This is a genomic window from Bradyrhizobium sp. 1200_D9_N1_1 (assembly GCF_052075915.1).
GTDB classification, from domain to species: Bacteria; Pseudomonadota; Alphaproteobacteria; order Rhizobiales; family Xanthobacteraceae; genus Bradyrhizobium; species Bradyrhizobium diazoefficiens.
Genome location: NZ_CP197226.1, coordinates 8,906,123 through 8,928,329, shown reverse-complemented (window position 1 = coordinate 8,928,329; position 22,207 = coordinate 8,906,123). Strand labels below are relative to the sequence as shown.

16 protein-coding genes are annotated in these 22,207 nt (G+C 65.4%); 5 read left to right on the top strand and 11 right to left on the bottom strand.

Annotated features, from left to right (window positions below; all coding sequences use genetic code 11):
* Nucleotides 1-184: 184 nt before the first annotated feature.
* The gene (locus AB5K84_RS42245) at nucleotides 185-997 is read left to right on the top strand and encodes a hypothetical protein (RefSeq protein ID WP_011083808.1); all 813 of its coding nucleotides are present in this window, start codon (nucleotides 185-187) and stop codon (nucleotides 995-997) included.
* Here the strand turns inward: AB5K84_RS42245 and AB5K84_RS42240 are convergent.
* From AB5K84_RS42240 to AB5K84_RS42210, 7 genes are all read right to left on the bottom strand, one after another.
* Entirely contained in the window at nucleotides 969-1,955 is a 987-nt protein-coding gene (locus tag AB5K84_RS42240; protein ID WP_011083809.1) for an ABC transporter ATP-binding protein, read from the bottom strand. The two genes, AB5K84_RS42245 and AB5K84_RS42240, sit on opposite strands and share 29 nt — an antisense overlap.
* Nucleotides 1,952-2,956 (bottom strand): ABC transporter ATP-binding protein, encoded by a 1,005-nt coding sequence (locus AB5K84_RS42235; protein ID WP_011083810.1) that lies wholly within the window; start codon nucleotides 2,954-2,956, stop codon nucleotides 1,952-1,954. Before AB5K84_RS42235 ends, AB5K84_RS42240 begins: the two co-directional genes overlap by 4 nt.
* Nucleotides 2,956-3,849 carry an ABC transporter permease gene (locus AB5K84_RS42230; RefSeq protein ID WP_028172662.1) on the bottom strand — a complete coding sequence of 298 codons (894 nt, stop codon included), beginning with the start codon at nucleotides 3,847-3,849 and terminating at the stop codon, nucleotides 2,956-2,958. Before AB5K84_RS42230 ends, AB5K84_RS42235 begins: the two co-directional genes overlap by 1 nt.
* Nucleotides 3,850-4,046: 197 nt before the next feature.
* Nucleotides 4,047-4,994 carry an ABC transporter permease gene (locus AB5K84_RS42225; protein WP_011083812.1) on the bottom strand — a complete coding sequence of 316 codons (948 nt, stop codon included), beginning with the start codon at nucleotides 4,992-4,994 and terminating at the stop codon, nucleotides 4,047-4,049.
* Nucleotides 4,995-5,024: 30 nt separating this feature from the next.
* Nucleotides 5,025-6,623 (bottom strand): ABC transporter substrate-binding protein, encoded by a 1,599-nt coding sequence (locus AB5K84_RS42220; protein WP_011083813.1) that lies wholly within the window; start codon nucleotides 6,621-6,623, stop codon nucleotides 5,025-5,027.
* A 318-nt stretch (nucleotides 6,624-6,941) separates the two neighbouring features.
* Nucleotides 6,942-8,492, bottom strand: a complete 1,551-nt coding sequence (locus AB5K84_RS42215; RefSeq protein ID WP_011083814.1) for an AMP-binding protein — start codon at nucleotides 8,490-8,492, stop codon at nucleotides 6,942-6,944.
* Between the two features lie 18 nt (nucleotides 8,493-8,510).
* Nucleotides 8,511-9,665, bottom strand: coding sequence for an iron-containing alcohol dehydrogenase (locus AB5K84_RS42210; protein ID WP_038965219.1), 1,155 nt, complete (start codon nucleotides 9,663-9,665; stop codon nucleotides 8,511-8,513).
* Between the two features lie 403 nt (nucleotides 9,666-10,068).
* Here AB5K84_RS42210 and AB5K84_RS42205 point away from each other — a divergent pair, with 403 nt between their 5' ends.
* The 3 genes from AB5K84_RS42205 (at nucleotide 10,069) to AB5K84_RS42195 (ending at nucleotide 15,915) form a co-directional block, all read left to right on the top strand.
* Nucleotides 10,069-11,286, top strand: a complete 1,218-nt coding sequence (locus tag AB5K84_RS42205; RefSeq protein ID WP_028172666.1) for an efflux RND transporter periplasmic adaptor subunit — start codon at nucleotides 10,069-10,071, stop codon at nucleotides 11,284-11,286.
* On the top strand, nucleotides 11,283-14,447 hold the full coding sequence (locus AB5K84_RS42200; protein WP_011083817.1) for an efflux RND transporter permease subunit: 3,165 nt from the start codon (nucleotides 11,283-11,285) through the stop codon (nucleotides 14,445-14,447). Before AB5K84_RS42205 ends, AB5K84_RS42200 begins: the two co-directional genes overlap by 4 nt.
* Nucleotides 14,448-14,721: 274 nt before the next feature.
* Entirely contained in the window at nucleotides 14,722-15,915 is a 1,194-nt protein-coding gene (locus AB5K84_RS42195) for an ABC transporter substrate-binding protein (RefSeq protein WP_011083818.1), read from the top strand.
* Nucleotides 15,916-16,021: 106 nt separating this feature from the next.
* Here AB5K84_RS42195 and AB5K84_RS42190 read toward each other — a convergent pair whose 3' ends face one another.
* Genes AB5K84_RS42190 through AB5K84_RS42175 form a run of 4 tightly spaced genes read right to left on the bottom strand, consistent with a single transcriptional unit; the run spans nucleotide 16,022 to nucleotide 20,620 of the window.
* Complete coding sequence (locus tag AB5K84_RS42190; RefSeq protein WP_011083819.1) at nucleotides 16,022-16,408, bottom strand: MAPEG family protein; 387 nt, start codon at nucleotides 16,406-16,408, stop codon at nucleotides 16,022-16,024.
* A 27-nt stretch (nucleotides 16,409-16,435) separates the two neighbouring features.
* Nucleotides 16,436-17,518 carry a lipocalin-like domain-containing protein gene (locus AB5K84_RS42185; RefSeq protein WP_011083820.1) on the bottom strand — a complete coding sequence of 361 codons (1,083 nt, stop codon included), beginning with the start codon at nucleotides 17,516-17,518 and terminating at the stop codon, nucleotides 16,436-16,438.
* Nucleotides 17,508-19,970: an ABC transporter permease gene (locus AB5K84_RS42180; RefSeq protein WP_011083821.1), complete on the bottom strand. Its 2,463-nt coding sequence runs from the start codon at nucleotides 19,968-19,970 to the stop codon at nucleotides 17,508-17,510. Before AB5K84_RS42180 ends, AB5K84_RS42185 begins: the two co-directional genes overlap by 11 nt.
* Complete coding sequence (locus AB5K84_RS42175; RefSeq protein WP_011083822.1) at nucleotides 19,967-20,620, bottom strand: ABC transporter ATP-binding protein; 654 nt, start codon at nucleotides 20,618-20,620, stop codon at nucleotides 19,967-19,969. Before AB5K84_RS42175 ends, AB5K84_RS42180 begins: the two co-directional genes overlap by 4 nt.
* Before the next feature lie 145 nt (nucleotides 20,621-20,765).
* On the opposite strand from AB5K84_RS42175, the gene AB5K84_RS42170 reads away from it, so the two are divergent.
* A complete protein-coding gene (locus tag AB5K84_RS42170) occupies nucleotides 20,766-22,100 on the top strand; it encodes an MFS transporter (protein WP_011083823.1) in 1,335 nt (444 codons plus the stop codon).
* Nucleotides 22,101-22,207: the final 107 nt, after the last annotated feature.

Here is a 22,207-nt window from a genome sequence, read left to right as displayed (position 1 = left end):
TCGCAATGACGACGGAGATGCTGCCCCGAACTCAACTCGCTGCGGGTTGCTGGCTTCCGTCTCGTATGGAATCATAAATAATTTCAAAGAGATGTTAGAAATTTGCATCGATAGCGCGATTCGCCTTGAACAATGTTCATTAGTGGATTACCAATGCTGAACATTGTTCAAATACGGAGCTCCCATGTTGTGCGCACATGACCACGCTCAAAAGCCCAATGTCACGTTCCCCTCAACGCCCCGTCGGTTCGCCGCACCTACAGTTCGCGAAAAATACCTGATCGGCGCGCTCTTCGTTCTGGCCCTGGCGGCGCTGCTGGCGCCGACCCTGCCCCCCGGCGCGTGGCACATCCCGCATTTCGTCGACGCCCGCTCCTGGCTCGGCGTGCCCAACGCCGGCGACGTACTGAGCAATCTCGCCTTTCTCGCGATGGGCGTCTGGGGCTCGGAGCGGCTGCGCGCCCGTCATGATGCACCCGTGGGAGCAAGCTGGTTTTTTGTGGGACTGATCCTCACTTGCTTAGGCTCGGGCTTCTATCATCTGGACCCCGACATGCCGCAACGGCTCGTGGCCGATCGTCTCGGCATGGCGGTGGCGTTCGCAGGATTCCTGGGCATCGCGGCCAGCGAGCGCATCAGCGTGCGCGCGGGCGAGGCGGTGCTGGTGCTGATGATGGTTGCGGGCCTGCTCGCGGCCTGGGTGGCACGCGACAACCTCACGCCATGGGTGGTCGTGCAGTTCGGCGGCATGGCGTTGGCCGTGGGACTGGCCCTGACACGGCCCCGGCCTGGTGCGCTTGGCGTGCCGCTCGGCGGCGTGATTTTCTTTTATGTGCTGGCCAAGCTCTTCGAGCTCGGCGACGAGGCCGTTTTCGAAGCGACAGGGCATATCGTCTCGGGCCACACACTCAAGCACCTGGCTGCTGCGCTGGCGGCTTGGCCGGTGATCCGGGCGTTGGCGCCTGCTGCTATTGGCCCCGCCCAGTCCCGTCATTGAGCAAACACGCCACCTGGTGCCCGTCGCCCGCATCTAACAGCGCCGGCCGCTCCGTCCTGCACCGGTCCATCGCGAACCGGCAGCGCGTGTGAAACGCGCAGCCGGATGGCGGATTGACCGGGCTCGGCACGTCGCCGTCGACCAGCGGCGCGAGCTTCCTCGCGAGCGGGTTGGCGATCGGCACCGAGGCGAGCAGGGCCTGCGTGTAGGGATGGCGCGGGTTCCTGAACAGCTCGTCCTTGGCGGCGATCTCGACGATGCGGCCGAGATACATCACCGCGACGCGGTGGCTGATATGGGCGACCACGGCGAGGTCGTGCGCGATGAAGAGATAGGAGAAGCCGTGCTGGCGTTGCAGGTCGATCAGCAGATTGATCACCTGCGCCTGGATCGAGACGTCGAGCGCGGAGACCGGCTCGTCGCAGACGATCAGGCGCGGCCCCAGCGCGAGCGCCCGTGCGATGCAGATGCGCTGGCGCTGGCCGCCGGAGAATTGATGCGGAAAGTTGCGCATCTGGTCGGGCCGCAGGCCGACCTGCTCGAACAGCTTTGCAGTCCGCGCTTCCAGCTCCTTGCCGCTCGCGAGCCCGTGCACGGCCAGCGGCTCTCCGACAATGTCGCCCGCGGTCATGCGCGGATTGAGCGAGGCAAAGGGGTCCTGGAACACGATCTGCATCGAGCGACGGTGCGGGCGCAGCGCCGCCTTGGAAAGATGCGTGATGTCCTCGCCCTCGAGACGGATCTGGCCCGAGGTCGGTTCGACCAGCCGCAGCACGCTGCGCGCCACCGTCGACTTGCCGCAGCCGGACTCGCCGACCAGCCCCAATGTTTCGCCGACACCAACCGTGAACGAGACGCCGTCCACCGCGTGCACGGTGCCGACCTGCCGGCGCAACACGCCGGCGCGCACCGGGTAGTGCTTCCTAAGGTCGGTGACCTCGAGCAGCGCTTCGGTCATGCGACCTCCGCGACGTCAGCCGCGCGCCAGCAGGCGGCGAGATGGCCGCCGCCCCAATCCTGCAATGGCGGGTACTCCTCGCAGCGCTTGATCGCGAGCTTGCAGCGCGGCGCGAAGGCGCAGCCCTGTGGCAGCCGCACCAGCGATGGCACGGTGCCGGGAATTTCGTTGAGCCGCGCCTGCGTCGCGGCGCCGGACGCCGGCACCGACGGAATCGAGGCCATCAGCCCGCGCGTATAAGGGTGCTTGGGATCGGCGAACAGCGCCTCGACGCTGGCTTCCTCGACCTTCCTGCCCGCATACATCACGATCACGCGCTGCGCGGTCTGCGCGACGACGCCGAGATCATGCGTGATGAGAACGAGCCCGGTGCCGAGCTCCTTCTGGAGGTCGAGGATCAGCGCCAGGATCTGCGCCTGGATGGTGACATCCAGCGCAGTGGTCGGCTCGTCCGCGATCAGCAGCGCCGGCCGGCAGGCCAGCGCCATCGCGATCATCGCGCGCTGACGCATGCCGCCCGACAACTGGTGCGGATATTCCCGCGCGCGCCGTGCCGGCTCTGGAATCCGTACCAGCCGCAGCATCTCGACTGCGATGTTCCGGGCTTCTTTGGCCGACATCACCCGGTGCAGCCGCACGGCCTCGACGATCTGGTCGCCGATCCGCATGACGGGATTGAGCGACGTCATCGGCTCCTGGAAGATCATGGAGATGCGGTTGCCCCTAACGGCGCGCATCTCCGCCTCGTCCAGCGTCAACAAATCGGTGCCTTCGAGCGAGACCGACCCGCCGACGATGCGGCCGGGCGGATCGGGCACCAGCCGCATCAGCGACAGCGCGGTAACGCTCTTGCCGCAGCCGGACTCGCCGACGATCGCCAGCGTCTCGCCGCGCCTGACGGTGAAGGAAACATCATCGACGGCCTTGAAGAGACCGGAGTTCGTGAAGAACACCGTCTTCAGGTTCTTCACTTCGAGCACGAGATCGGATTTATCAGCCATCAGCCGCGCTGCCGGGGATCGAGGATGTCACGCAGGGCGTCGCCGAACAGGTTGGCGCCGAACACGGCGAGGCTGATCGCGATCCCCGGGAAGATCACCAGCCACGGCGCGGTGCGGGCATATTCGGCAGCGGATTCCGACAGCATGCGGCCCCAGGACGGATAAGGCTCGGGAATGCCGAGGCCGAGGAAGGAGAGCGAGGCTTCGGTCAGGATCGTCGAGCCGAGCTGGGCGGTCGCCAGCACGATCAGCGGCGCCAGCGTGTTCGGCAGCACGTGGCGGAGCGCGATGCGCACCTCGCTCATGCCGATCGACTTGGCAGCTTCGATAAAGGGTAGCTCGCGCAGCGCCAGCGTGTTGGCGCGGACGACACGCGACACGGTCGGGATCAGCGGAATGGCAATGGCGATGATGACGTTCGGCAAGGACGGACCGAGTGCGGCGGTCATGATCAACGCCAGGACCAGCAATGGAAGCGCCTGGAGGACGTCGGAGACACGCTGGAACACCAGATCGACCCAGCCGGAGAGATAACCGGACGTCAGCCCGACGATCACGCCGATCGTGCCGCCGAGCGCGGTCGAGCCGATCCCGACCGCCAGCGAGATCCGCGAGCCATGAATGATGCGGCTGAAGACGTCGCGGCCGAAAGAGTCCGTTCCCATCCAGTGCGCCAGGCTCGGGCGGGCCAGCGCACGGGCGGCGTCGATCGTCAGGGGGTCATAGCGTGCAATGAAATCGGCAAAGATTGCGGTCAGCACGAACGCCGTCATGATGACGAGCCCCGCAGCGCCGAGCACATGCCGCTGCGCTAGAAACAGCACACGCCGCCAGCCCCCGGTCGCATGCATGCCGGCGCGCCTGAGTTCGAGATCATAGTCGATCGTAGCCATGTGAGCTCTATCTTCCCCCTCTCCCCGCTTGCGGGGAGAGGGTCGGGGTGAGGGGGGCTCTCCAAGGGGGAGGTGAGAATTGGACCCGCGGAGACTCCCCCTCACCCGAATTTGCGCTTTGCGCAAATTCGACCTCTCCCCGCAAGCGGGGAGAGGTGAAGGGGAGCGCGCTCGCGGCGTGAGCAATAGTCATCAGATCAATCCGTGTACCGGATACGCGGGTCGAACACCGCATACAGCATGTCGACGATGAAATTCGCGCTGACCACCACCACGGCGATCAACATCACGAGGTTCTGCACGATCGGATAATCGCGCCAGCGGATCGCCTCGACCAGGAAGCGTGCGACGCCGGGGATGTTGAACACGGTCTCGGTGACGATCAGGCCGCCGATCAGGAACGCCGCCTCGATCCCGATCACGGTGATGACGGGCAGGATCGCGTTCTTCAGCGCGTGCTGGTAGTTCACCGCGGCGTCGGACGCACCCTTGGCGCGCGCGGTGCGGATGTAATCCTGCCGCAGCACCTCCAGCATCGAGGAGCGGGTGATGCGCATGGTCAGCGCCGAACTGCGGAATCCGACCACCATCGCCGGGATGCAATAGGTTGCAACCGCCTCCCCAAAACTCTGGGGGTTCGGATTGAAGAGCGGCATCTGGCCGAACATCGCCACCGACGCCGTGAGGACCAGCAGCCCCAGCCAGAATGACGGCAGCGACAGGCCGGAAAGACTGACGACACGCAGCGCGTAGTCGAGCCGCGTTCCCTGCTTCACCGCGCTGATGACGCCCAAGGGAATCCCGATCGACGCCGAAAACAGCAGTGCCAAGCCGGCAAGCCGCGCCGTGATCGGGATCCGCGGCAGGATCTCCTGAAGCGCCGGTTTCTCGGAGACATAGGAGTAGCCGAAATCGCCGCGCAGGAAGCCGCTGATCCAGTGCCAATATTGCACCACCAGCGGCTGGTCGATGCCGAGCTCCTTCTCCAGATTGGCCTTGTCGGCGGGATCGACATAGCCGGCCGCGGCGAACAGGATGTCGACGATGTTGCCGGGCACGATGCGCAGCAGGAAGAAGATGACGACCGAGATCCCGAACAGGGTCACGAGCATCAGGAACAGGCGCCGCACCAGATAGGCAAACATCCCGCGCCCTCCCGTCGAACCGTTAGCGCGCTACTTGTCCATCCAAACGTCTTCGTACCGGTATCCATTATAGGAGCTGTTCGACATCACCGTCACGCCCTTGACATAGGGCTGCCAGCAGCTGCCGGTGCGCGCGTGAAAGATGATCGGGCGCGCGACGTCCTCCTGCAGCTTCTTGTCGATGTCCCACACCAGCTTCTTGCGTTTGGCGATATCGGTCTCCTGCGACTGCACGTCGAACAGCTTTTCGATCTCCTTGTTGCAGTAGTTGGTGTAATTGCGTTCGGAACCGCAGGAATAATTCTCGTAGAACGACTGGTCGGGATCGTCGACCGCGTTGCCGGTCAGGTTGAGCCCGAGCATGTAGTCCTTGCGCGCGATCTTCGGAAACCAGTTCGCGGTCTCGACCACGTCGAGCTCGCCGTCGATATAGATGCTCTTGAGCTGGTCGATCAGGATCACCGCGGGATCGCGGTAGACCGGAATGTTGCGGGTGGAGATCTTGACGGCGAGGTGCTTGTCCGGGCCGTAGCCGGCCTTCTGCATCAGCTTCTTGGCTTCCTCGCGGTTGGCGTTCACATCGGGGCCATAGCCCGGAATGGTCTCGAGCATCTCCTTCGGCATGCCCCACAGCCCGTTCGGCTGCGGCAGCATGGTGCCGCCGACATCGCCCTGGCCCTCGAACATGATCGAGATGAAAGCCTTGCGGTCGAGCGCCAGCGCCATGGCGCGGCGGATGTCGATGTTGTCGAACGGCGGCGAGGAGGAGTTGACGATGATGTTGGTCGCGACATTGTTGGGCTCGACCACGCAGACCGCGTTCGGCGCCTGGGATTTCACGTCCTTGAGCAGCGGAATGCTCACCTCCGTCGGGAAGGTCATGTCGAACTTGCCGGCGACGAAGGCGAGGATGGCGGTCGAGCGGTTCGGAATGATGGTGAGCTCGATGCCGTCGAGATAGGGCCGGCCCTCGCGCCAATAGTCGGGATTGCGGGTCAGCTTGATCGATTCATTGGCCTTGAACTCGACGAACTTGAACGGGCCGGTGCCGATCGGGTGCGTACGCATGTCGCCGGGCGAGACATGGCAGGGATAGACCGGCGTATAGCCCGAGGCGAGCAGCGCCAGCAGCGAAGGCTGCGGCCGCTTCAGGTTGAAGGAGACCTCGAGATCGCCGTCGGTCGAGATGTCGTTGACCTGGTCGTACCAGGTCTTGCGCGGGTTCTGCCGGAACTTCTGCTGCGATTTGCCCATCAGCATGTCGAAGGTGCATTTGACGTCCGCAGAGGTGAACGGCTTGCCGTCGTGCCATTTGACGCCCGGGCGCAGCTTGAAGGTCAGTGTCTTGTTGTCGTTCACCCATGCCCAGCTCTCCGCGAGCTCGGGGACGATGGTGTCCATGCTGTTCTGCGCCACGTCCTGCTTGTAGATGACGAGGTTGTTGAACACAGGCATGAAGGGAACGTTGAGCGAGTAGGTCGCGCCTTCATGGATCGAGGCATTGCCGGGGCTGTCGCGGTGATACATCCGCAGGATTCCGCCCTGCTTGGGCCCGCCGGCCAATGCGATGGTCGAAAACGCCAGCAAAGATAGCGCCGCCGTCGCGGCAAGCGCCCGCACGCTCCGCATCCTCGTCCTCCCTGGACAACAGCCTTTTGCGGCCTGTTGAAGCGACGATAGCGACGCGCGCGCAGCGAGGCAACCGGCAAGGGTGGCGGCGCTCTCGACAATTCGGATGACGGAAGGCCGCAGGTCTCACTCTTTCACAATGAAAGAGTTCCCCCGGCGTCGTCCTGGCGAAAGCCAGGAGCCATTACCCCAGGGAGGTGTTTGGCGAAGATCGTCGTCCGGTATTGCGACCTACAACAATCGCGAGATCACGCGGTATGGGTCCTGGCCTTCGCCAGGACGACGCTGAATGTGTGGCGCAGGATTGCCCAAAACCCCTCACACAATCCGCGACGACTTGTTCCCCCAGTACCGGTCGCGCAGCAGCCGCTTGTACAGCTTCCCCGTCGGCAGCCGCGGCAATTCCTTCTCGAAATCGACCGAGCGCGGCACCTTCTGCCGCGACAGCGATTGGCCGCAGAAGGCGATCAGCTCCTCGGCAAGCGCCTCGCCCGGCACCACGCCCGGCATCGGCTGCACCACCGCCTTCACCTCTTCGCCGAGATCGGGATTGGGCACGCCGAACACGGCGGCGTCCGCAACCTTCGGGTGCGTGATCAGCAGATTTTCGCATTCCTGCGGATAGATGTTCACGCCGCCCGAGATGATCATGAAGGTCGCGCGGTCGGTGAGGTAGAGGAAGCGGTCGGCATCGACATAGCCGACGTCGCCGACCGTGCTCATGCTGCCGTCGGCCGAGCGCGCCTCTTTCGTCTTCTCCGGATCGTTGAAATATTCGAACGGCGAGGCGGTCTTGAACCACACCTGGCCCGGCGTGCCGGTCGGGCATTCCCGCATGTTCTCATCGAGAATGTGGAGGTCGCCCAGCAGCACCTTGCCGACGGTGCCGCGATGGCTAAGCCACTCCTCGCTGTTGCAGGCGGTGAAGCCGAGGCCCTCGGTGGCGCCGTAATATTCGTGGATGATCGGCCCCCACCATTTGATGATGTCGTCCTTGACGAGGGCCGGGCAGGGCGCCGCGGCATGGATCGCGATCTCGAGCGAAGACAGGTCGTAGCGCTTTCGCACCTCTTCCGGCAGCTTCAGCATGCGCGAGAACATCGTCGGCACCAGCTGGGTGTGCGTGATGCCCCATCGCTCGACGAGCTGGAGGTAACGCTCGGGATCGAACGTCTCCATGATGATGACGGTGCCGCCCATGCGGATCGTGAGGTTCACGGCGGCTTGCGGCGCGGAGTGATAGAGTGGCGCCGGCGACAGATAGACCATGCCCTCGCGGTAGTGCCAGAGCTTCGTCAGGAAATCGAACAGCGGCAGATTGTGTTTCGGCGGCTCCTCCGGCAGCGGCCGCAGGATGCCCTTCGGCCGCCCTGTCGTGCCGGATGAATAGAGCATCGCGGTGCCGAGCCACTCATCCGCAATCGGGGTCTTCGGCAGACCGGCGGTCACTTCGGCAAGGCCGACGATGCGGTCACTCTCGCCGGGACCGTCGGCGACGATACAGAGCCTGATGTCGGGGCAGGCCTGGATCGCCTCGCGCGCGATGTCGAGCTTCGCCACGGAGGTGATCAGGATTTTGGACTGGCTGTTGACCAGGAGATAGGCGAGCTCGCCGGGCGTGAGGAAGGAGTTGATGCAGGTGTAGTACAGCCCGGACCGCTCACCGGCGCCGCAGGCCTCGAGATAGCGCGAATTGTTCTCCATGAAGATCGAATAGTGATCGAGCCGCTTCAAGCCGTGCTTGCGGAACAGGTGCGCCAGGCGGTTGCTGCGCGCCTCGAGCTCACGATAGGTGACGGTCTCGCCGGTCGCCGCCATGATGAAAGCGGGCTGGAGCGGGCGCAGGCGGGCATGGAGACCAGTGTACATCGATCCTCCGGCTTGAGATTATGCGGCGAGAAGCAGGATTTCGCGCAACTGCGCGGGGCCTTCGATCTTGCGCGGGTTGCGCGGCACCCAGGGCGTGCGCATCGCCTGCTCGGCGATGGCGTCGAAATGCTCGGGCGAGACGTGCACCTCCGCGAGGCTGCGCGGCATGCCGAGCGAGCGGATGAAGGCGTCCAGCACATCGGCGGCGTTGTGGCCGGGAAAGCCCATGGCGGCGGCCACGATCATCTGGCGCTCGGCATTGTCGCGCGCATTCCAGCGCATTACCGCCGGCAGCATGATGCAGGAGGTGTAGCCGTGCGGCACGTCGAAGGCCGCACCCAGCACGTAGCCGATGCCATGGCTCGCCCCCATCGGCACGCCGGCCGCAAGCGCGCCCATCGACAGCCAGGTGCCGATCTGCGCATCCATCCGCGCGTCGAGGTCGGCAGGATCGGCCTTCACCCGCGGCAGCGCGTCGGCGAGCATGGCGAGGCCCTTGACCGATTGCGCGTCGGCATAAGGGTGCGTCTCGCGCGAGCAGATCGCCTCGACGCAATGGTCCACGGCGCGGATGCCGGTGGACAGGAATAGCCATTCCGGCGTGTGCACGGTGATGGCGGGATCGAGGATGGTCGCGCGCGGCACCGTGAGCGGATGCCGCAGCATCTGTTTCACATGCGTGCTGCGGTCGGTCACGCCCGCGATCGCGCTGAACTCGCCGCCGGCAATGGTCGTCGGCACGCTGATCTGTCGTACGGTCGGCGCGTTCATCTCCGGCGCGACGCCCTTGTGCACGCGGATGCGCTCGATGCCGTCGACATCGTCGATGCCGTTGGCAAGGCAGAGCTGCACCGCCTTGGCGCCGTCGGTGATCGAGCCGCCGCCGACCGTGACGATCAGGTCGGCGCCCACCTCGCGGGCCGCATTGGCGGCGGCGATCACCGCCTCGCGCGGCGTGTGCGCCGGCATGGCGTCGAACACGCCCGCACAGCGTGCGCCGAGCGCCTGTCTGATCTTCTCGATTTCGTCGGTCTGCCGGTTCAGCGTGCCGGAGACCATCAGGAAGGCACGGCGCGTCCCCAGCCGGTCCATCTGCGCGACGATGGCGCCTGCCGCAGGATGGCCGAAGACGACCTCCTCGATCGCGCCGTAAACGACACGTCCCTGGTGCACGTCTGTCCTCCCGGACAATTCGTCTTGTTCTTGTAGAGGTAATCTAGCCGAGCCTGCCCCGCCCGTCATGCGCGAAGACGCTGGCTACTCTTCTCCCTCTCCCCGCCTGCGGGGAGAGGGTTGGGGTGAGGGGGGCTCTCCGCAAGGGAGGTGACAGTTGGACTCGCGGAGACTCCCCCTCACCCGGATCGCAACTTGCGATGCGATTCGGCCTCTCCCCGCAAGCTGGGAGAGGCGAAGGAGCGCCATCTCCCTCCCTGTCAACCCATCATCAGGCTAGGTCCTCTCGCCGAGCGTTGCGCGAGCCATCGTCTTGAAGATTTCATTATGGCAGCCCATCTTGTGTCCCCCGCGGGTAGGCGAGTACCCTGCGTTTTCTGCGGCTTTTATGCGAGGACCTTGGATGAGCGGACCGGATGGAAGCGAGCAACTTGTCAAAACGCACGATTTCGTTCGGCCGCGGCCTTACGCCATCGCCGGCCTTCTCGCCGCGGCGTTTGCACTCACCGGTTGCGGACAGCCGACCTCGCAGGCCGCGGCCCCGCCACCTCCGCCGGTGACGGTCGCCCAGCCGGTCAAGCGCACCGTCACCGATTGGGACGAATTCACCGGCCGCTTCGAGGCCGTGGAGGAGGTGCAGGTGCGCCCCCGTGTCGGCGGTTTCGTCAACTCCGTCGAATTCCAGGACGGCGCCATCGTGCACCAGGGCGATCTGCTCTACGTCATCGACCCGCGCCCGTTCGAGGCGGTGGCGGAGCAGGCGGACGGTCAGCTCTCCGATGCGCGCGCCAAGGTGGAGCTTGCCAAGCGCGAGCTCGATCGCGGCCTCAACCTGGTGCAGACCAGCGCCGTCTCCGAGCAGGTCGTCGATCAGCGCCGCCAGGCCTTGCAGGCCGCGCACGCGGCGGAAGTGCAGGCCGAAGGCGCGCTCAAGGCCGCCAAGCTCAACATCGAATTCACCCATGTGACCGCGCCCCTCACGGGCCGCGTCAGCCGCCATCTCGTCAGCCCCGGCAATCTCGTGCAGGGCAGCGACACCGGCACCTCGACGCTGCTCACCTCGATCGTCGCGCTCGATCCGATCTACGTCTATTTCGACATGGATGAGACGACGTTCATCAAATACAGCAAGCTCTGGTTCGAAGGTAAGCGCCCGAGCTCGCGCGATACGGCGAACCCGGTGCAGGTGACGCTGGCCGGCGAGACCAAGCCCTCGCATGAGGGCACCATCAACTTCCTCGACAACCGCCTCGATGTCTCCACCGGGACCCTGCGCAGCCGCGCCGTGATCAAGAACACCGATCTGTCGATCCTGCCCGGCCAGTTCGGCCGCGTCCGCCTGATCGGCAGCGCGCCCTACGAGGCGCTGCTGATCCCGGATGTCGCCGTTGCGACCGACCAGTCCCGCAAGATCGTGTTCGTGGTCAAGCCTGATGACACCGTCGAAGCGCGTCCCGTGGTGCTTGGGCCGATCGACGATGGCCTGCGCGTGATCCGCGAAGGGTTGAAGGCTGACGACCGCGTCATCGTCAACGGCATCCAGCGCGCCCGCGTCGGCGCCAAGGTCGCTCCGTCTCCCGCGCCCGCGCCGGCCGGCGGCAAGCCCGGTGACAAGTCATGAACCTTGGCCGCCTCTCCATCAACCAGCCCATCCTGGCGATGGTGCTGTCGATCGTGCTGCTGATTGTCGGCGCGCTCGCCTATACAACGCTGCCGGTCTCTGAATATCCGCAGGTGGTGCCGCCGACCGTCGTCGTCACCACGCAATATCCCGGCGCCTCCGCGCAGACCGTGTCCGACACGGTCGCCGCTCCGATCGAGCAGCAGATCAACGGCGTCGAGGACATGCTGTATCTCTACAGCCAGGCGACCTCGAACGGGCAATTGACGATCACCGTCACCTTCAAGCTCGGCACCGACCTCGACAAGGCACAGGTGCTGGTGCAGAACCGCGTCGCGATCGCGCAGCCGCAACTGCCGGACGAGGTGCAGCGCAACGGCGTCGTCACCCGCAAGAACTCGCCCGACATCCTGATGGTCGTGTTCATGCTGTCGCCCGACGACAGCTTCGACCAGCTCTACATCTCCAACTACGCGCTGCTGCAGGTCCGCGACCAGCTGCTTCGCATCGACGGCGTCGGCGACATCCAGATCTTCGGCGCGCGCGATTATTCGATGCGGCTGTGGCTCGATCCCGACCGGATCGCAAATCTCGGTCTGACCTCGACCGAGGTGCTGGCGGCGATCCGTGCCCAGAACGTGCAGATCGCGGGCGGACAGATTGCCGAGCCGCCGATCGCCGATCGCGCCTTCCAGCCGAACCTCACCTTCACCGGACGCCTGAAGGACCAGAAGCAGTTCGAGGACATCCTGATCAAGGCCGGCTCCGACGGCCGCACGGTGCGGCTGCGCGACGTCGCCCGGATCGAGCTCGGGGCGCTGGCGTATTCCACCAACAGCTTCCTGTTGCGCAAGTCGGCGGTCGCGATGCTGGTGACGCAGCGACCGGGATCGAACGCGCTCGCGACGGCCAAACACATCTCCGACACGATGACGAAGCTCAAGGAGAGTTTTCCAAAAGGCCTCGACTACAATATCGGCTACAACCCGACCGAGTTCATCGCGCAGTCGGTCCACGAGCTGATCAAGACCATCTACGAGGCCATGCTGCTCGTGGTTATCGTGGTGCTGGTGTTCTTGCAGGGCTGGCGGCCCGCGATCATTCCGATCATCGCGATCCCGGTTTCGCTGGTCGGCACCTTTGCGGTGATGGCGGCGCTCGGCTTCTCCATCAACAATCTCACGCTGTTCGGTCTCGTGCTCGCGGTCGGCATCGTGGTCGATGACGCCATCGTGGTGGTGGAGAATGTGGAGCGCCATCTTGAGCACGGCCTGAGCCGGCGCGATGCCGCGCTGAAGACCATGGAAGAGGTCGGCGGCGCGCTGGTCTCGATCGCGCTGGTGCTGTGCGCGGTGTTCGTGCCGACCGCATTTCTGGGCGGCATTTCCGGGCAGTTCTTCCAGCAATTCGCCGTCACCATTGCGGTTGCGACCGCGATCTCCTGCTTCTGCTCGCTGACGCTGTCACCGGCGCTGGCCTCGCAGATCCTGACGCCGCACGAGGAGAAGCGGCCGCCGGCGAGCTGGAACGTCGTCGCGCGCGGCTGGAATGCCTTCACCGGCGTCTTCAACCGCACGTTCGACCGTCTCGCGCATGGCTATGCCGGCCTTGCCAATTTCGTGATCCGGCACTCGGTGGTGATGCTGCTAATCTATGTCGTGCTAATCGGCAGCGCAGGCTGGCTGATCGGGACGACGTCGCAGGGCTTCATCCCGGCGCAGGACCGCGGCTACGTCATTATCTCAGTGCAGTTGCCGGGTGCGGCATCGCTGGCGCGGACCACCGAGATTGTCCGAGAGATCGAGCGGATCTCGCTGGACACGCCAGGCATTATCCGCGTGGCCGCCTTCGCCGGCTTCTCGGGCGCGACACGAACGCAGGCCGGCAATGCGGCGGCGCTCTTCCCCGTGTTCGATGAGCCCGAGGTGCGGCTGAAGAAGGGCCTGACCGCGAATGCCATCACGGCCGAGCTGCGCAAGCGCCTCGCCGCGATCCAGGGCGCCTTCATCATCGTGATTCCGCCACCCGCCGTGCCCGGAATCGGCACGGGCGGCGGCTTCACCATCCGCATCCAGGACCGCCAGGGCCGAGGGCCCGAGCTGCTGGCATCCGCGACCGACGAGCTCGTCGCCGCCGCCCGCAAATCGCCCTCGCTGCTGGCTCCGACGGTGTTCTCGCCGTTCTCAGCCAACACGCCGCAGCTCTTCGTCGACATCGACCGCACCAAGGCGCAGAAGCTCGGTGTACCCATCGCCAACATCAACGACACGATCCAGACCTATTTCGGATCGACCTATGTCAACGACTTCAACCTGTTCGGCCGCACCTACCACGTCACCGCGCAGGCCGATTTCCCGTTCCGCAAAGAGCCGAGCGATCTCGCGCGGCTGCGCACGCGCAACGCCTCCGGCGACATGGTGATGCTCGGCAGCGTGGTCGACTTCAAGGATGTCTCGGGGCCCGACCGCGTCGCGCGCTACAATCTTTACGCGGCGTCCGAGCTCCAGGGCGAGCCGGCGCCTGGGACGAGCTCGACCACCGCGCTCAACGCCATCAAGAAGCTCGCCGACGACACCCTGCCGAGCGGCTTCACCTTCGAGTGGACGGATCTCTCGTACCAGCAGGTCACCGGCGGCAACGCGGGCCTGCTGGTATTCCCGATCTGCGTGCTGTTCGTCTATCTCGTGCTCGCCGCGCAATATGGCAGCTGGACCCTGCCGTTCGCGGTGATCCTGATCGTGCCGATGTGCCTGCTAGCGGCCACCATCGGCGTCCGCATCATGGGGCAGGACGTCAACATCCTCACCCAGATCGGCTTCGTCGTGCTGGTGGGACTGGCGGCGAAGAACGCGATCCTGATCGTCGAGTTCGCGCGCGACATCGAGAACGAAGGCAAGCCGCGGTTGGAGGCCGTGATCGACGCCTGCCGCCTGCGTCTGCGGCCGATCCTGATGACCTCCTTCGCCTTCATTCTCGGCGTGCTGCCGCTGGTGGTCTCGACGGGCTCCGGTTCGGAAATGCGCCAGGCCGTCGGCGTCGCCGTCTTCTTCGGCATGCTCGGCGTCACCCTGTTCGGGCTTCTGTTCACGCCGATCTTCTATGTGGTGGTGCGCAACCTGGCTGAGGGGAAGAACGACGGGAAGCCGAAGGTCGCAATGTGATGTTTCTCCAGCGTCGTCCTGGCGAAAGCCAGGACCCATTACCCCAGGGAGAAGTTGCGGCGCGAGCAGGTTGCGACCACCGGTCTTCGCCAAATTGCTCCCTGGGGTATTGGGTCCTGGATCTACGCTCCGCTTCGCTGCGCTTGTCCAGGACGACGGTTTTTTGTGGTGCCGCCCTTCATACTAACGACCAACACGCAATGGATGGGCATTCCCGGGGTTCTTCACTAGTATCCGCGCGATTTCAAAACAGAACACTGCTGGGAGCCAACACATGAAATCAGCCCTTTTGGCCGCCGTCGCAACCTCGGCCCTGCTGCTGGCAGCACCGGCCTCCGCGCAAGGCGTCAAGATCGGCATCCTCAACGACCAGTCCGGCGTCTATGCAGACTACGGCGGCAAATGGTCGGTCGAAGCGGCCAGGATGGCGATCGAAGATTTTGGCGGCGAGGTGCTCGGTCAGAAGATCGAGCTCGTCACCGCCGACCACCAGAACAAGCCGGATCTGGCGAGCTCGATCGCGCGGCGCTGGTACGATGTCGAGAACGTCGACATGATCACGGAGCTGACGACCTCCTCGGTCGCGCTCGCGATCCACGAGCTCTCCAAGGAAAAGAAAAAGATCGACATCGTGGTGGGCGCCGCGACCTCGCGCCTCACCGGCGATGCCTGCCAGCCCTACGGCTTCCACTGGGCCTATGACACCCGCGCGCTCGGCGTCGGCACCGGCGGCGCGCTGACCAAGGCCGGCGGCGACACCTGGTACTTCCTCACCGCGGACTACGCCTTCGGCTACGCGCTGGAGAAGGACACCAGCGAGATCGTCACCGCCAATGGCGGCAAGGTGGTCGGCTCGGTGCGCGTGCCGCTCAATTCCTCGGACTTCTCTTCCTTCCTGCTGCAGGCGCAGAGCTCCAAGGCCAAGATCGTGGGCCTCGCCAATGCCGGCCTCGACACCACCAACTCGATCAAGCAGGCGTCCGAGTTCGGCATCGTCGCCAGTGGTCAGAAGCTCGCGGGCCTCTTGATGACGCTGGCCGAAGTGAACGGCCTCGGCTTGCAGGCCGCGCAAGGCCTGGTGCTGACCGAGGGCTATTACTGGGATCTCAACGACAAGACCCGCAATCTCGGCGAACGTTTCCTCAAGCGCACCGGGCGGATGCCGAGCATGATCCATGCCGGCACCTATTCGGCGACGCTGAGCTATCTGAAAGCGGTCAAGGCCGCCGGCACCAAGGATCCGGAAGCCGTCGCCAAGAAGCTGAAGGAGCTGCCGGTCGACGACGACTTCGCGCAGGGCGGCAAGGTTCTCGAGAACGGCCGCATGGTCCACGATATGTATCTGTTCGAGGTCAAGAAGCCCGCGGAGTCGAAGAAGCCCTGGGACTATTACAAGCTGCTCGCCACCGTCCCCGGCGACAAGGCGTTCTTCACCGCCAAGGACAGCGGCTGCCCGCTGACGAAGTGAGGCGTAGCGTCATTCCGGGGCGATGCGAAGCATCGAACCCGGAATCTCGAGATTCCGGGTTCGGCGCTGGCGCGCCGCCCCGGAATGACGGCTTGCAATTCATCCCTCACACCAGCCGCGACACCGCCGCCCCGATCGCCCCTACCCATAGCGCAATGGCTGCGATGGCCTGGATCAAGAAGCCCGGGCCGCGCTTTGCGGCGGCCTGCGAATAACCGATGAAATAGACGATGCGGCCGACGATCCAGAGCGCGCCGATCCCGGCTGCGAGGGCGTCGCTGATGTAGATCGCGAACAGCCAGAGCGACGGCAGGAAGATAGGCATCCATTCCAGCGTGTTGACCTGGATGCGGAAGGCGCGCTCGAAGTCCGGGTGTCCTGAGGTCGCCGGCACCTTGATGCCCGTCCTCGCTCGCGCGCGCGAGACGTTGATGGTGGCGAAGAAATAAAACGCAATCGCCAGCAGCGTGACGAGGGCGGTGAGGTGATACATCGCTCGCTTCCTTGAAGAGGTCGCGCTTCAATACCCGGTCAGCTCGAGATAGCCAACACCGTCATGCGTGCCGGCAAAGCTGATCGGCCCTTCCCAATAGGAGAAGCCGGTCCCCATCCAGGCCTTTGGATTGAGCGGCTTGCATTGGATTGAGAACGAGCGCGAGGGGATGGCGATTTGCCACTCCACCGGCAGCTTGCGCCCCGCGACCTCGGCGGTCGCCTTCGGCGTCATCTGGATGTCGCTGCCCGAGATCATCTGCGTGCTGCCGGTGGCGGTGATCCAGTTGCCGAACGGATAGTCCTTGCCGTCCTTCTGCCGCAGCCGGTACAGCATCAGCTTGTCGCCGGATGCAAGATGCAGCGACAGCCAGTCCCAGCCGGTCTGGTCGGCGTCGAGCGGCTGGCTGCTCCACTCGCGGTCCATCCAGGCCTGCCCCGACACATCGACCGGCTTGTCATCGATGGTGAGCGTGCCGCGCGCGCGGTAGAACGGCTGGCTGTAATAGTAGGAGGCCTGGCCGCGCTCCGACTTGCGGCTGAAGCCGCCGTCACCCTGCAACACCACCGCACGATCGGCCTCCAGCGTCAGCGCATAGCTGAAGTTCGTGCCGGAGGCCTTCAGCGTCAGGGGCGCCAAAGTGCGATCGTCGGTGCGCTCAAGACCCTTCATCTCCCAATCGTCGATCCACGCCGTGAAGGGCTTCGCTTCGACGCCGGCCTGTCCGATCCCGCCGCGCGAAAACAGCTCGCTGAAGCGATGGGTATCGGCGCGCGTCACCGCCGCATGCGCCATCCAGATCTGCTGATTGGCCCAGCCTTCGCCTTGCGGTCCCGGCTGCGCCGCCTGGCGGAACAGCGTCCATTGCAGGCCGCAAGCCGCACCGCTGCTGTCGACGATGTTCGCGGTGAGATACCACCACTCGATGCGAAATTCCGGATGCGGCCCGTGATCGGCGGGGAAGGCGAACGTCTTTCCCGGCGTGACCTTCGCAAAGCCGTCGGCCGTCTCGCCGAGCCCGGCATAGCCTTGCGCGCCGGCGTGGCGCGCAAGGGCGAGCGCGGCAATGCCGCCGGCAAATGCGCGCCGCGAGATCTTGTCAGCGCTCATTGGCAAACACCTTGACGAGGTTCGCCGGCTGCATCCGCGCCAGCCGTGCGACCGGCAGCAGCGCGGCCAGCAGCGAGGCGACCAGCGCGACCGCGACCAGCTCGACGAGTTGCAGCGGGAACACATGGAACGGCAGCCGCCAGCCGAACGCCTTCACATTCACGATCGCAATCAGGCACCACGCCACCAGCAGCCCGAGCGGCACGGCCAGCAGCGAGGTGAACAGCGCCACCGACAGCGTCTTGGTCAATTCGATCGCGGCGAGGCGCGGCCGCGTGATGCCGATCGCCCACAGCGGTGCGAGCTGCGGCAGGCGGGAGTTGGCCAGCGTCAAAAGACTGGTCAGCAGCGCGATGCCGGCGACACCGAGCGTGAAAGCGTTCAGCGCCGATGTCACCGCAAAGGTGCGGTTGAAGATGCGGATCGATTCCGCCTTCACCGTCGCCTGGTCGGCGACGCTGCGGTCGTCGAGTGCAAACCGCTTCTGCAAGGCCGCGATCAAGTCCGGAATCTTGTCCCGCGCGACGATGAGGCCGATCCGCGTCTGTGGCGTCTGCGGAAAGTGACGGATCAGCGCCGCGACATTCACGGCCAGCTGTCCCTTGGGATTGCCGTAATCGGCATAGATGCCGACGATGTCGAGCTCCCAGGTCCCGCCCGGCGCCGGCACCTCGACGACGTCGCCGACGCGGACGTTGAGGCGGCGGCTCAATTGCTCGCTGATGAAGGCGGCATTGCCCGGCACCAGCTGGGTCCAGGCGCGTGGCGCAGTCTCCAGCAGCGGCCAGCGCTCGCGATAGAGTGCGTGATCGGGCAGGCCGAACAGCTCCACCGGCTGGCCCTGGACTTGCGTCTCGGCGCGGCCGCCCGACAGGATCGCCTGGACTTCGCTGCGCTCCTTCAGCCAGTTCCGGATCGCGACGCCTTGCGCATTGTCGGAAGCGCTGATGTAGACGTCGGCCGCGAGCCGCCCGTTGAGCCAGCCGACGAAGGTGCGGCTGAAGGTTTCCACCATGGTGGAGACGCCGACATTGACGGCGAGCGCGAGCAGCAGCGCCATCAGTGCCAGCGACAGCCCGGAGAGCTGCTGCCGGCTGTCCGCCCAGAACCACAGCGAGAGCGGTCCTCGCGCTGCGCGCTGGCCTATGAGCAGGATGATGTCGAGGAAGGCCGGCAGGATCAGTGCCGCGCCCAGCATCAGCGCCGCCAGCACGCCGAAGCCTGCGATCAGCGATTCGCCATAGTGAAGCAGCAGCAGCGCGACCGCGAACACCATGCACGCCGCAATGCTTTGCAGGATCAGCCAGCGGCGCTGCCTCTGCTGCCAGGCGTACGGCTGCGCGGTCGCCAGCACCGGCATCCTGATCGCCTTGATCAGGCTGGTCGCGGCCGCAACGAGCGCGCCGGCAACGCTGATGCCGATGCCGGCGAGCCACCATTCGGGCTGCAAGCTGAGTTGCCCCGGGATCTGCGCGCCATAGAGCCCGCGCAGCGACGCCGCGACGTCGGGCAACAGCGCGGCCGCGATGAAATAGCCGCAGACGAGCCCGATCAGTCCGGCGACCAGCGCCAGCGCCACCAGCTCGATCACCAGCACCGTGTTGACGAGGCGCGCCGAGGCGCCGCAGGCTCGCAACGTGCGCAGCATCGGCAGTCGCTGCTCGAAGGCAAGACCCACGGCCGAATTGACGATGAACAGGCCGACGAAGAACGACAACAGGCCGAAGGCGGTGAGGTTGAGATGGAAACTGTCGGTGAGACGCTCCAGCTCCGTCTCCGCATTCGGCTCGACCCGTTGCAGCCGGTCGCCGACGACGCTCGCCAGCGGCGCCGGCTTGCCCTTCGGCTTGCCGATCAGCAATCGCGAGACTTGGTCCGGCTTGTTCAGGAGCTTCTGCGCCACGCCGATATCGACCACCAGCACGTCGGGCACGAGCTGCGGCTGCACGTGCAGCGGCGGCAGTGTTGCGCCGCTGCTGATCGGCGGCGCCGCGCCCTCCTGCTCCTGCAAGTCGTTCAGCGTCTCTTTCGCCACCAGCGTCCGGCCGGGCGGCGCGACGAAGCTCGTCAGGTCCGCGGCACCAAGGCGTGGCGCGTTGCCGACATCCACCGGCAGCGTCACCGGCTCGATGCCGAGCAGCCGCACCGAGCGCCCGTTGATCTGGACGCGGCCCTCCAGCACCGGCGAGACCGGCCAGCCTGCGCGGCGGAGCCTGACGAACAGGTCTTGCGGAAAGGTCGCCGCATTGGGTGCGACCAGCATCGGCGTCCGCACGCCGCCGAACGTCGCCGCGGCGCGGTCATAGGCATTGCGGGCCTGCTGGTTGATCGCCTGCACGCCGCTCCACAGCGCAGTCGCGGCGATCAGCCCGATCAGAAGTGTCGCGAACTGCATCCTGTGCCGCCGCCAATGGCTCAGGAGCACCGCGAGGACCCACAGCGCGCGCCTCATGCGATTCGCCCCGCATGCAAAGTGAGGTGGCGGTCGAGCGTGCCGGCCAGATGCAGGCTGTGCGTCACCATCAGGAATCCGCAGCCGGTGCGCGTGACGAGGTCGCGCGTCAGCGCCAGCACGTCCTCGGCGGTCGCTTCATCCAGATTTCCGGTCGGCTCGTCCGCGAGCAGCAGCGAGGGTCTTGTCGCGAGCGCCCGGCCGATCGCGACCCGCTGCTGCTGGCCGCCGGACAATTGCTCGGGATAGCGCTTCAGGAGGGCGCCGAGCCCGAGCCGTTCGACCAGTTCACTGGACCAGGCTGCGTCGTGCCGGCCGGCGATCCGCGCCTGGAAGGCCAGATTGTCGGCAACCGACAGGCTCGGGATCAGGTTGTACTGCTGGAACACGAGGCCGATCCGGTCGCGCCGCAGGCTGGCGCGCCCCGCGTCGGACAGCTTGGTGACCTCGGTGTCTTCCAACCGGATCGAGCCGCCATCGGCGGCATCGAGCCCCGCGATCAGGTGCAGCAGCGTGCTCTTGCCGCTGCCGGATTCGCCGGTCAGCGCGACGCGTTCACCGGCCTTGAGGTCAAGGTCGACGCCGCGCAGCACGTGGACCGGTTCGGCGGCCGAGGAGAACGTCTTGGAGAGATTTCGGATGCTCAGCACGATGAATGGCGCCGGACGGAATTAACGGAAATGCTGCGTAGCACACCTGCCGCGGAAATGCCGGGGTTGCGTTGCCGTCGAAGCCGTTGTTAGCTCCAACAACGGCCAAATCAAAAAACTGCCAAAAAGACAGACGGGGAGAACGATGAGCGCTCAGGGAACGCCCATGGTGGCGGGCAAGACGACGACATCCAGGGAAACACCAAAGGGCGCCTGGACGGTCACCTTTCTGCTGTTTCTATTTATGCTGGTTAACTTCGCCGACAAGATCGTTGTCGGCCTCGCCGGCGTGCCGATCATGGCGGACCTGAAGCTCTCCCCGGAGCAGTTCGGCCTGCTCGGGTCTTCGTTCTTCTTCCTGTTCTCGATCTCGGCCATCGTGGTCGGCTTCATCGTCAACAAGGTGCCGACGCGCTGGGTGCTCCTGACGCTGGCGGTGGTCTGGGCGCTGGCGCAGTTTCCGATGGTCGGCACCGTCTCCTTCACCACGCTGCTGATCTGCCGCATCGTGCTGGGCGCCGGCGAAGGCCCGGCCTTCTCGGTCGCCGCGCACGCCATCTACAAATGGTTCCCCGACGAGAAGCGCACGCTGCCGACTGCGATCCTGTCGCAAGGCTCGGCTTTCGGCGTCATCCTGGCGGTGCCGGCGCTGAACTGGGTCATCGTCAATCACTCCTGGCACTACGCCTTCGGCGCGCTCGGCGTCGTCGGCCTGATCTGGGTCTGCGCCTGGCTCGCGCTCGGCAAGGAAGGCCCGCTGGAGGACACGCACACCCTTGCCGCCACCGAGACGAAAATTCCCTATCTTCAGCTTCTCACCTCGCGCACCTTCGTCGGCTGCGTCGCGGCGACCTTCGGGGCCTATTGGGCGCTGTCGCTGGGGCTGACCTGGTTCACGCCGTTCATCATCAAGGGCCTCGGCTTCTCGCAGAGCCAGGCCGGCTGGATTTCGACCCTGCCCTGGGTGTTCGGCGCCACCATCGTGATCCTGACGGGTTGGATCTCGCAACTGATGATGGCCCGCGGATCGACCACGCGCGTCGCCCGCGGCGTGCTCGGCTCGGTCCCGTTGATGGTCGGCGGCCTGATCCTGGCTGCGATGCCGTATGTTCAGGGCGCCGGCCTTCAGCTCGCCTTGCTCGTGGTCGGAACGGGCCTGTGCGGCGCGATCTACGTCGTCTGTCCGCCCATGCTCGGCGAATTCACGCCGTCGTCGCAGCGCGGCGCGATCCTGGCGATCTACGGCGCGCTCTACACGCTCTCGGGCATCATCGCGCCCGCCGTGATGGGCACCGTGATCCAGCGCGCCGGCAGCATGCTCGACGGCTACATGACCGGCTTCACCATCAACGCCGTGATCATGGTCGGCTCCGGCCTGCTCGGCCTGGCCCTGCTCTGGCCGAACAGCGAAAAGGCTCGGCTGACGCGCGCTGCCGCCCCGCAGGCAGCGGCGCTGAAAGGCGCGGTGTCGCCGACGTAAGGGGTGGCAGGCGTTCAAGGCCCGCCACAAACACCGCTGTCGTCCCGGCGAAGGCCGGGACCCATAACCACAGGGAGTGGATTGAGGCGAAGCTGATAACTCCAAGT

Excerpts from the sequence above, each read along its gene's own strand:
- AB5K84_RS42240 (WP_011083809.1), bottom strand. The coding sequence starts at position 1,955 with ATGACCGAAGCGCTGCTCGAGGTCACCGACCTTAGGAAGCACTACCCG.
- AB5K84_RS42180 (WP_011083821.1), bottom strand. The coding sequence starts at position 19,970 with ATGAGGCGCGCGCTGTGGGTCCTCGCGGTGCTCCTGAGCCATTGGCGG.
- AB5K84_RS42195 (WP_011083818.1), top strand. The coding sequence starts at position 14,722 with ATGAAATCAGCCCTTTTGGCCGCCGTCGCAACCTCGGCCCTGCTGCTG.
- AB5K84_RS42200 (WP_011083817.1), top strand. The coding sequence starts at position 11,283 with ATGAACCTTGGCCGCCTCTCCATCAACCAGCCCATCCTGGCGATGGTG.
- AB5K84_RS42225 (WP_011083812.1), bottom strand. The coding sequence starts at position 4,994 with ATGTTTGCCTATCTGGTGCGGCGCCTGTTCCTGATGCTCGTGACCCTG.
- AB5K84_RS42205 (WP_028172666.1), top strand. The coding sequence starts at position 10,069 with ATGAGCGGACCGGATGGAAGCGAGCAACTTGTCAAAACGCACGATTTC.
- AB5K84_RS42170 (WP_011083823.1), top strand. The coding sequence starts at position 20,766 with ATGAGCGCTCAGGGAACGCCCATGGTGGCGGGCAAGACGACGACATCC.
- AB5K84_RS42245 (WP_011083808.1), top strand. The coding sequence starts at position 185 with ATGTTGTGCGCACATGACCACGCTCAAAAGCCCAATGTCACGTTCCCC.
- AB5K84_RS42215 (WP_011083814.1), bottom strand. The coding sequence starts at position 8,492 with ATGTACACTGGTCTCCATGCCCGCCTGCGCCCGCTCCAGCCCGCTTTC.
- AB5K84_RS42220 (WP_011083813.1), bottom strand. The coding sequence starts at position 6,623 with ATGCGGAGCGTGCGGGCGCTTGCCGCGACGGCGGCGCTATCTTTGCTG.
- AB5K84_RS42185 (WP_011083820.1), bottom strand. The coding sequence starts at position 17,518 with ATGAGCGCTGACAAGATCTCGCGGCGCGCATTTGCCGGCGGCATTGCC.
- AB5K84_RS42190 (WP_011083819.1), bottom strand. The coding sequence starts at position 16,408 with ATGTATCACCTCACCGCCCTCGTCACGCTGCTGGCGATTGCGTTTTAT.
- AB5K84_RS42230 (WP_028172662.1), bottom strand. The coding sequence starts at position 3,849 with ATGGCTACGATCGACTATGATCTCGAACTCAGGCGCGCCGGCATGCAT.
- AB5K84_RS42235 (WP_011083810.1), bottom strand. The coding sequence starts at position 2,956 with ATGGCTGATAAATCCGATCTCGTGCTCGAAGTGAAGAACCTGAAGACG.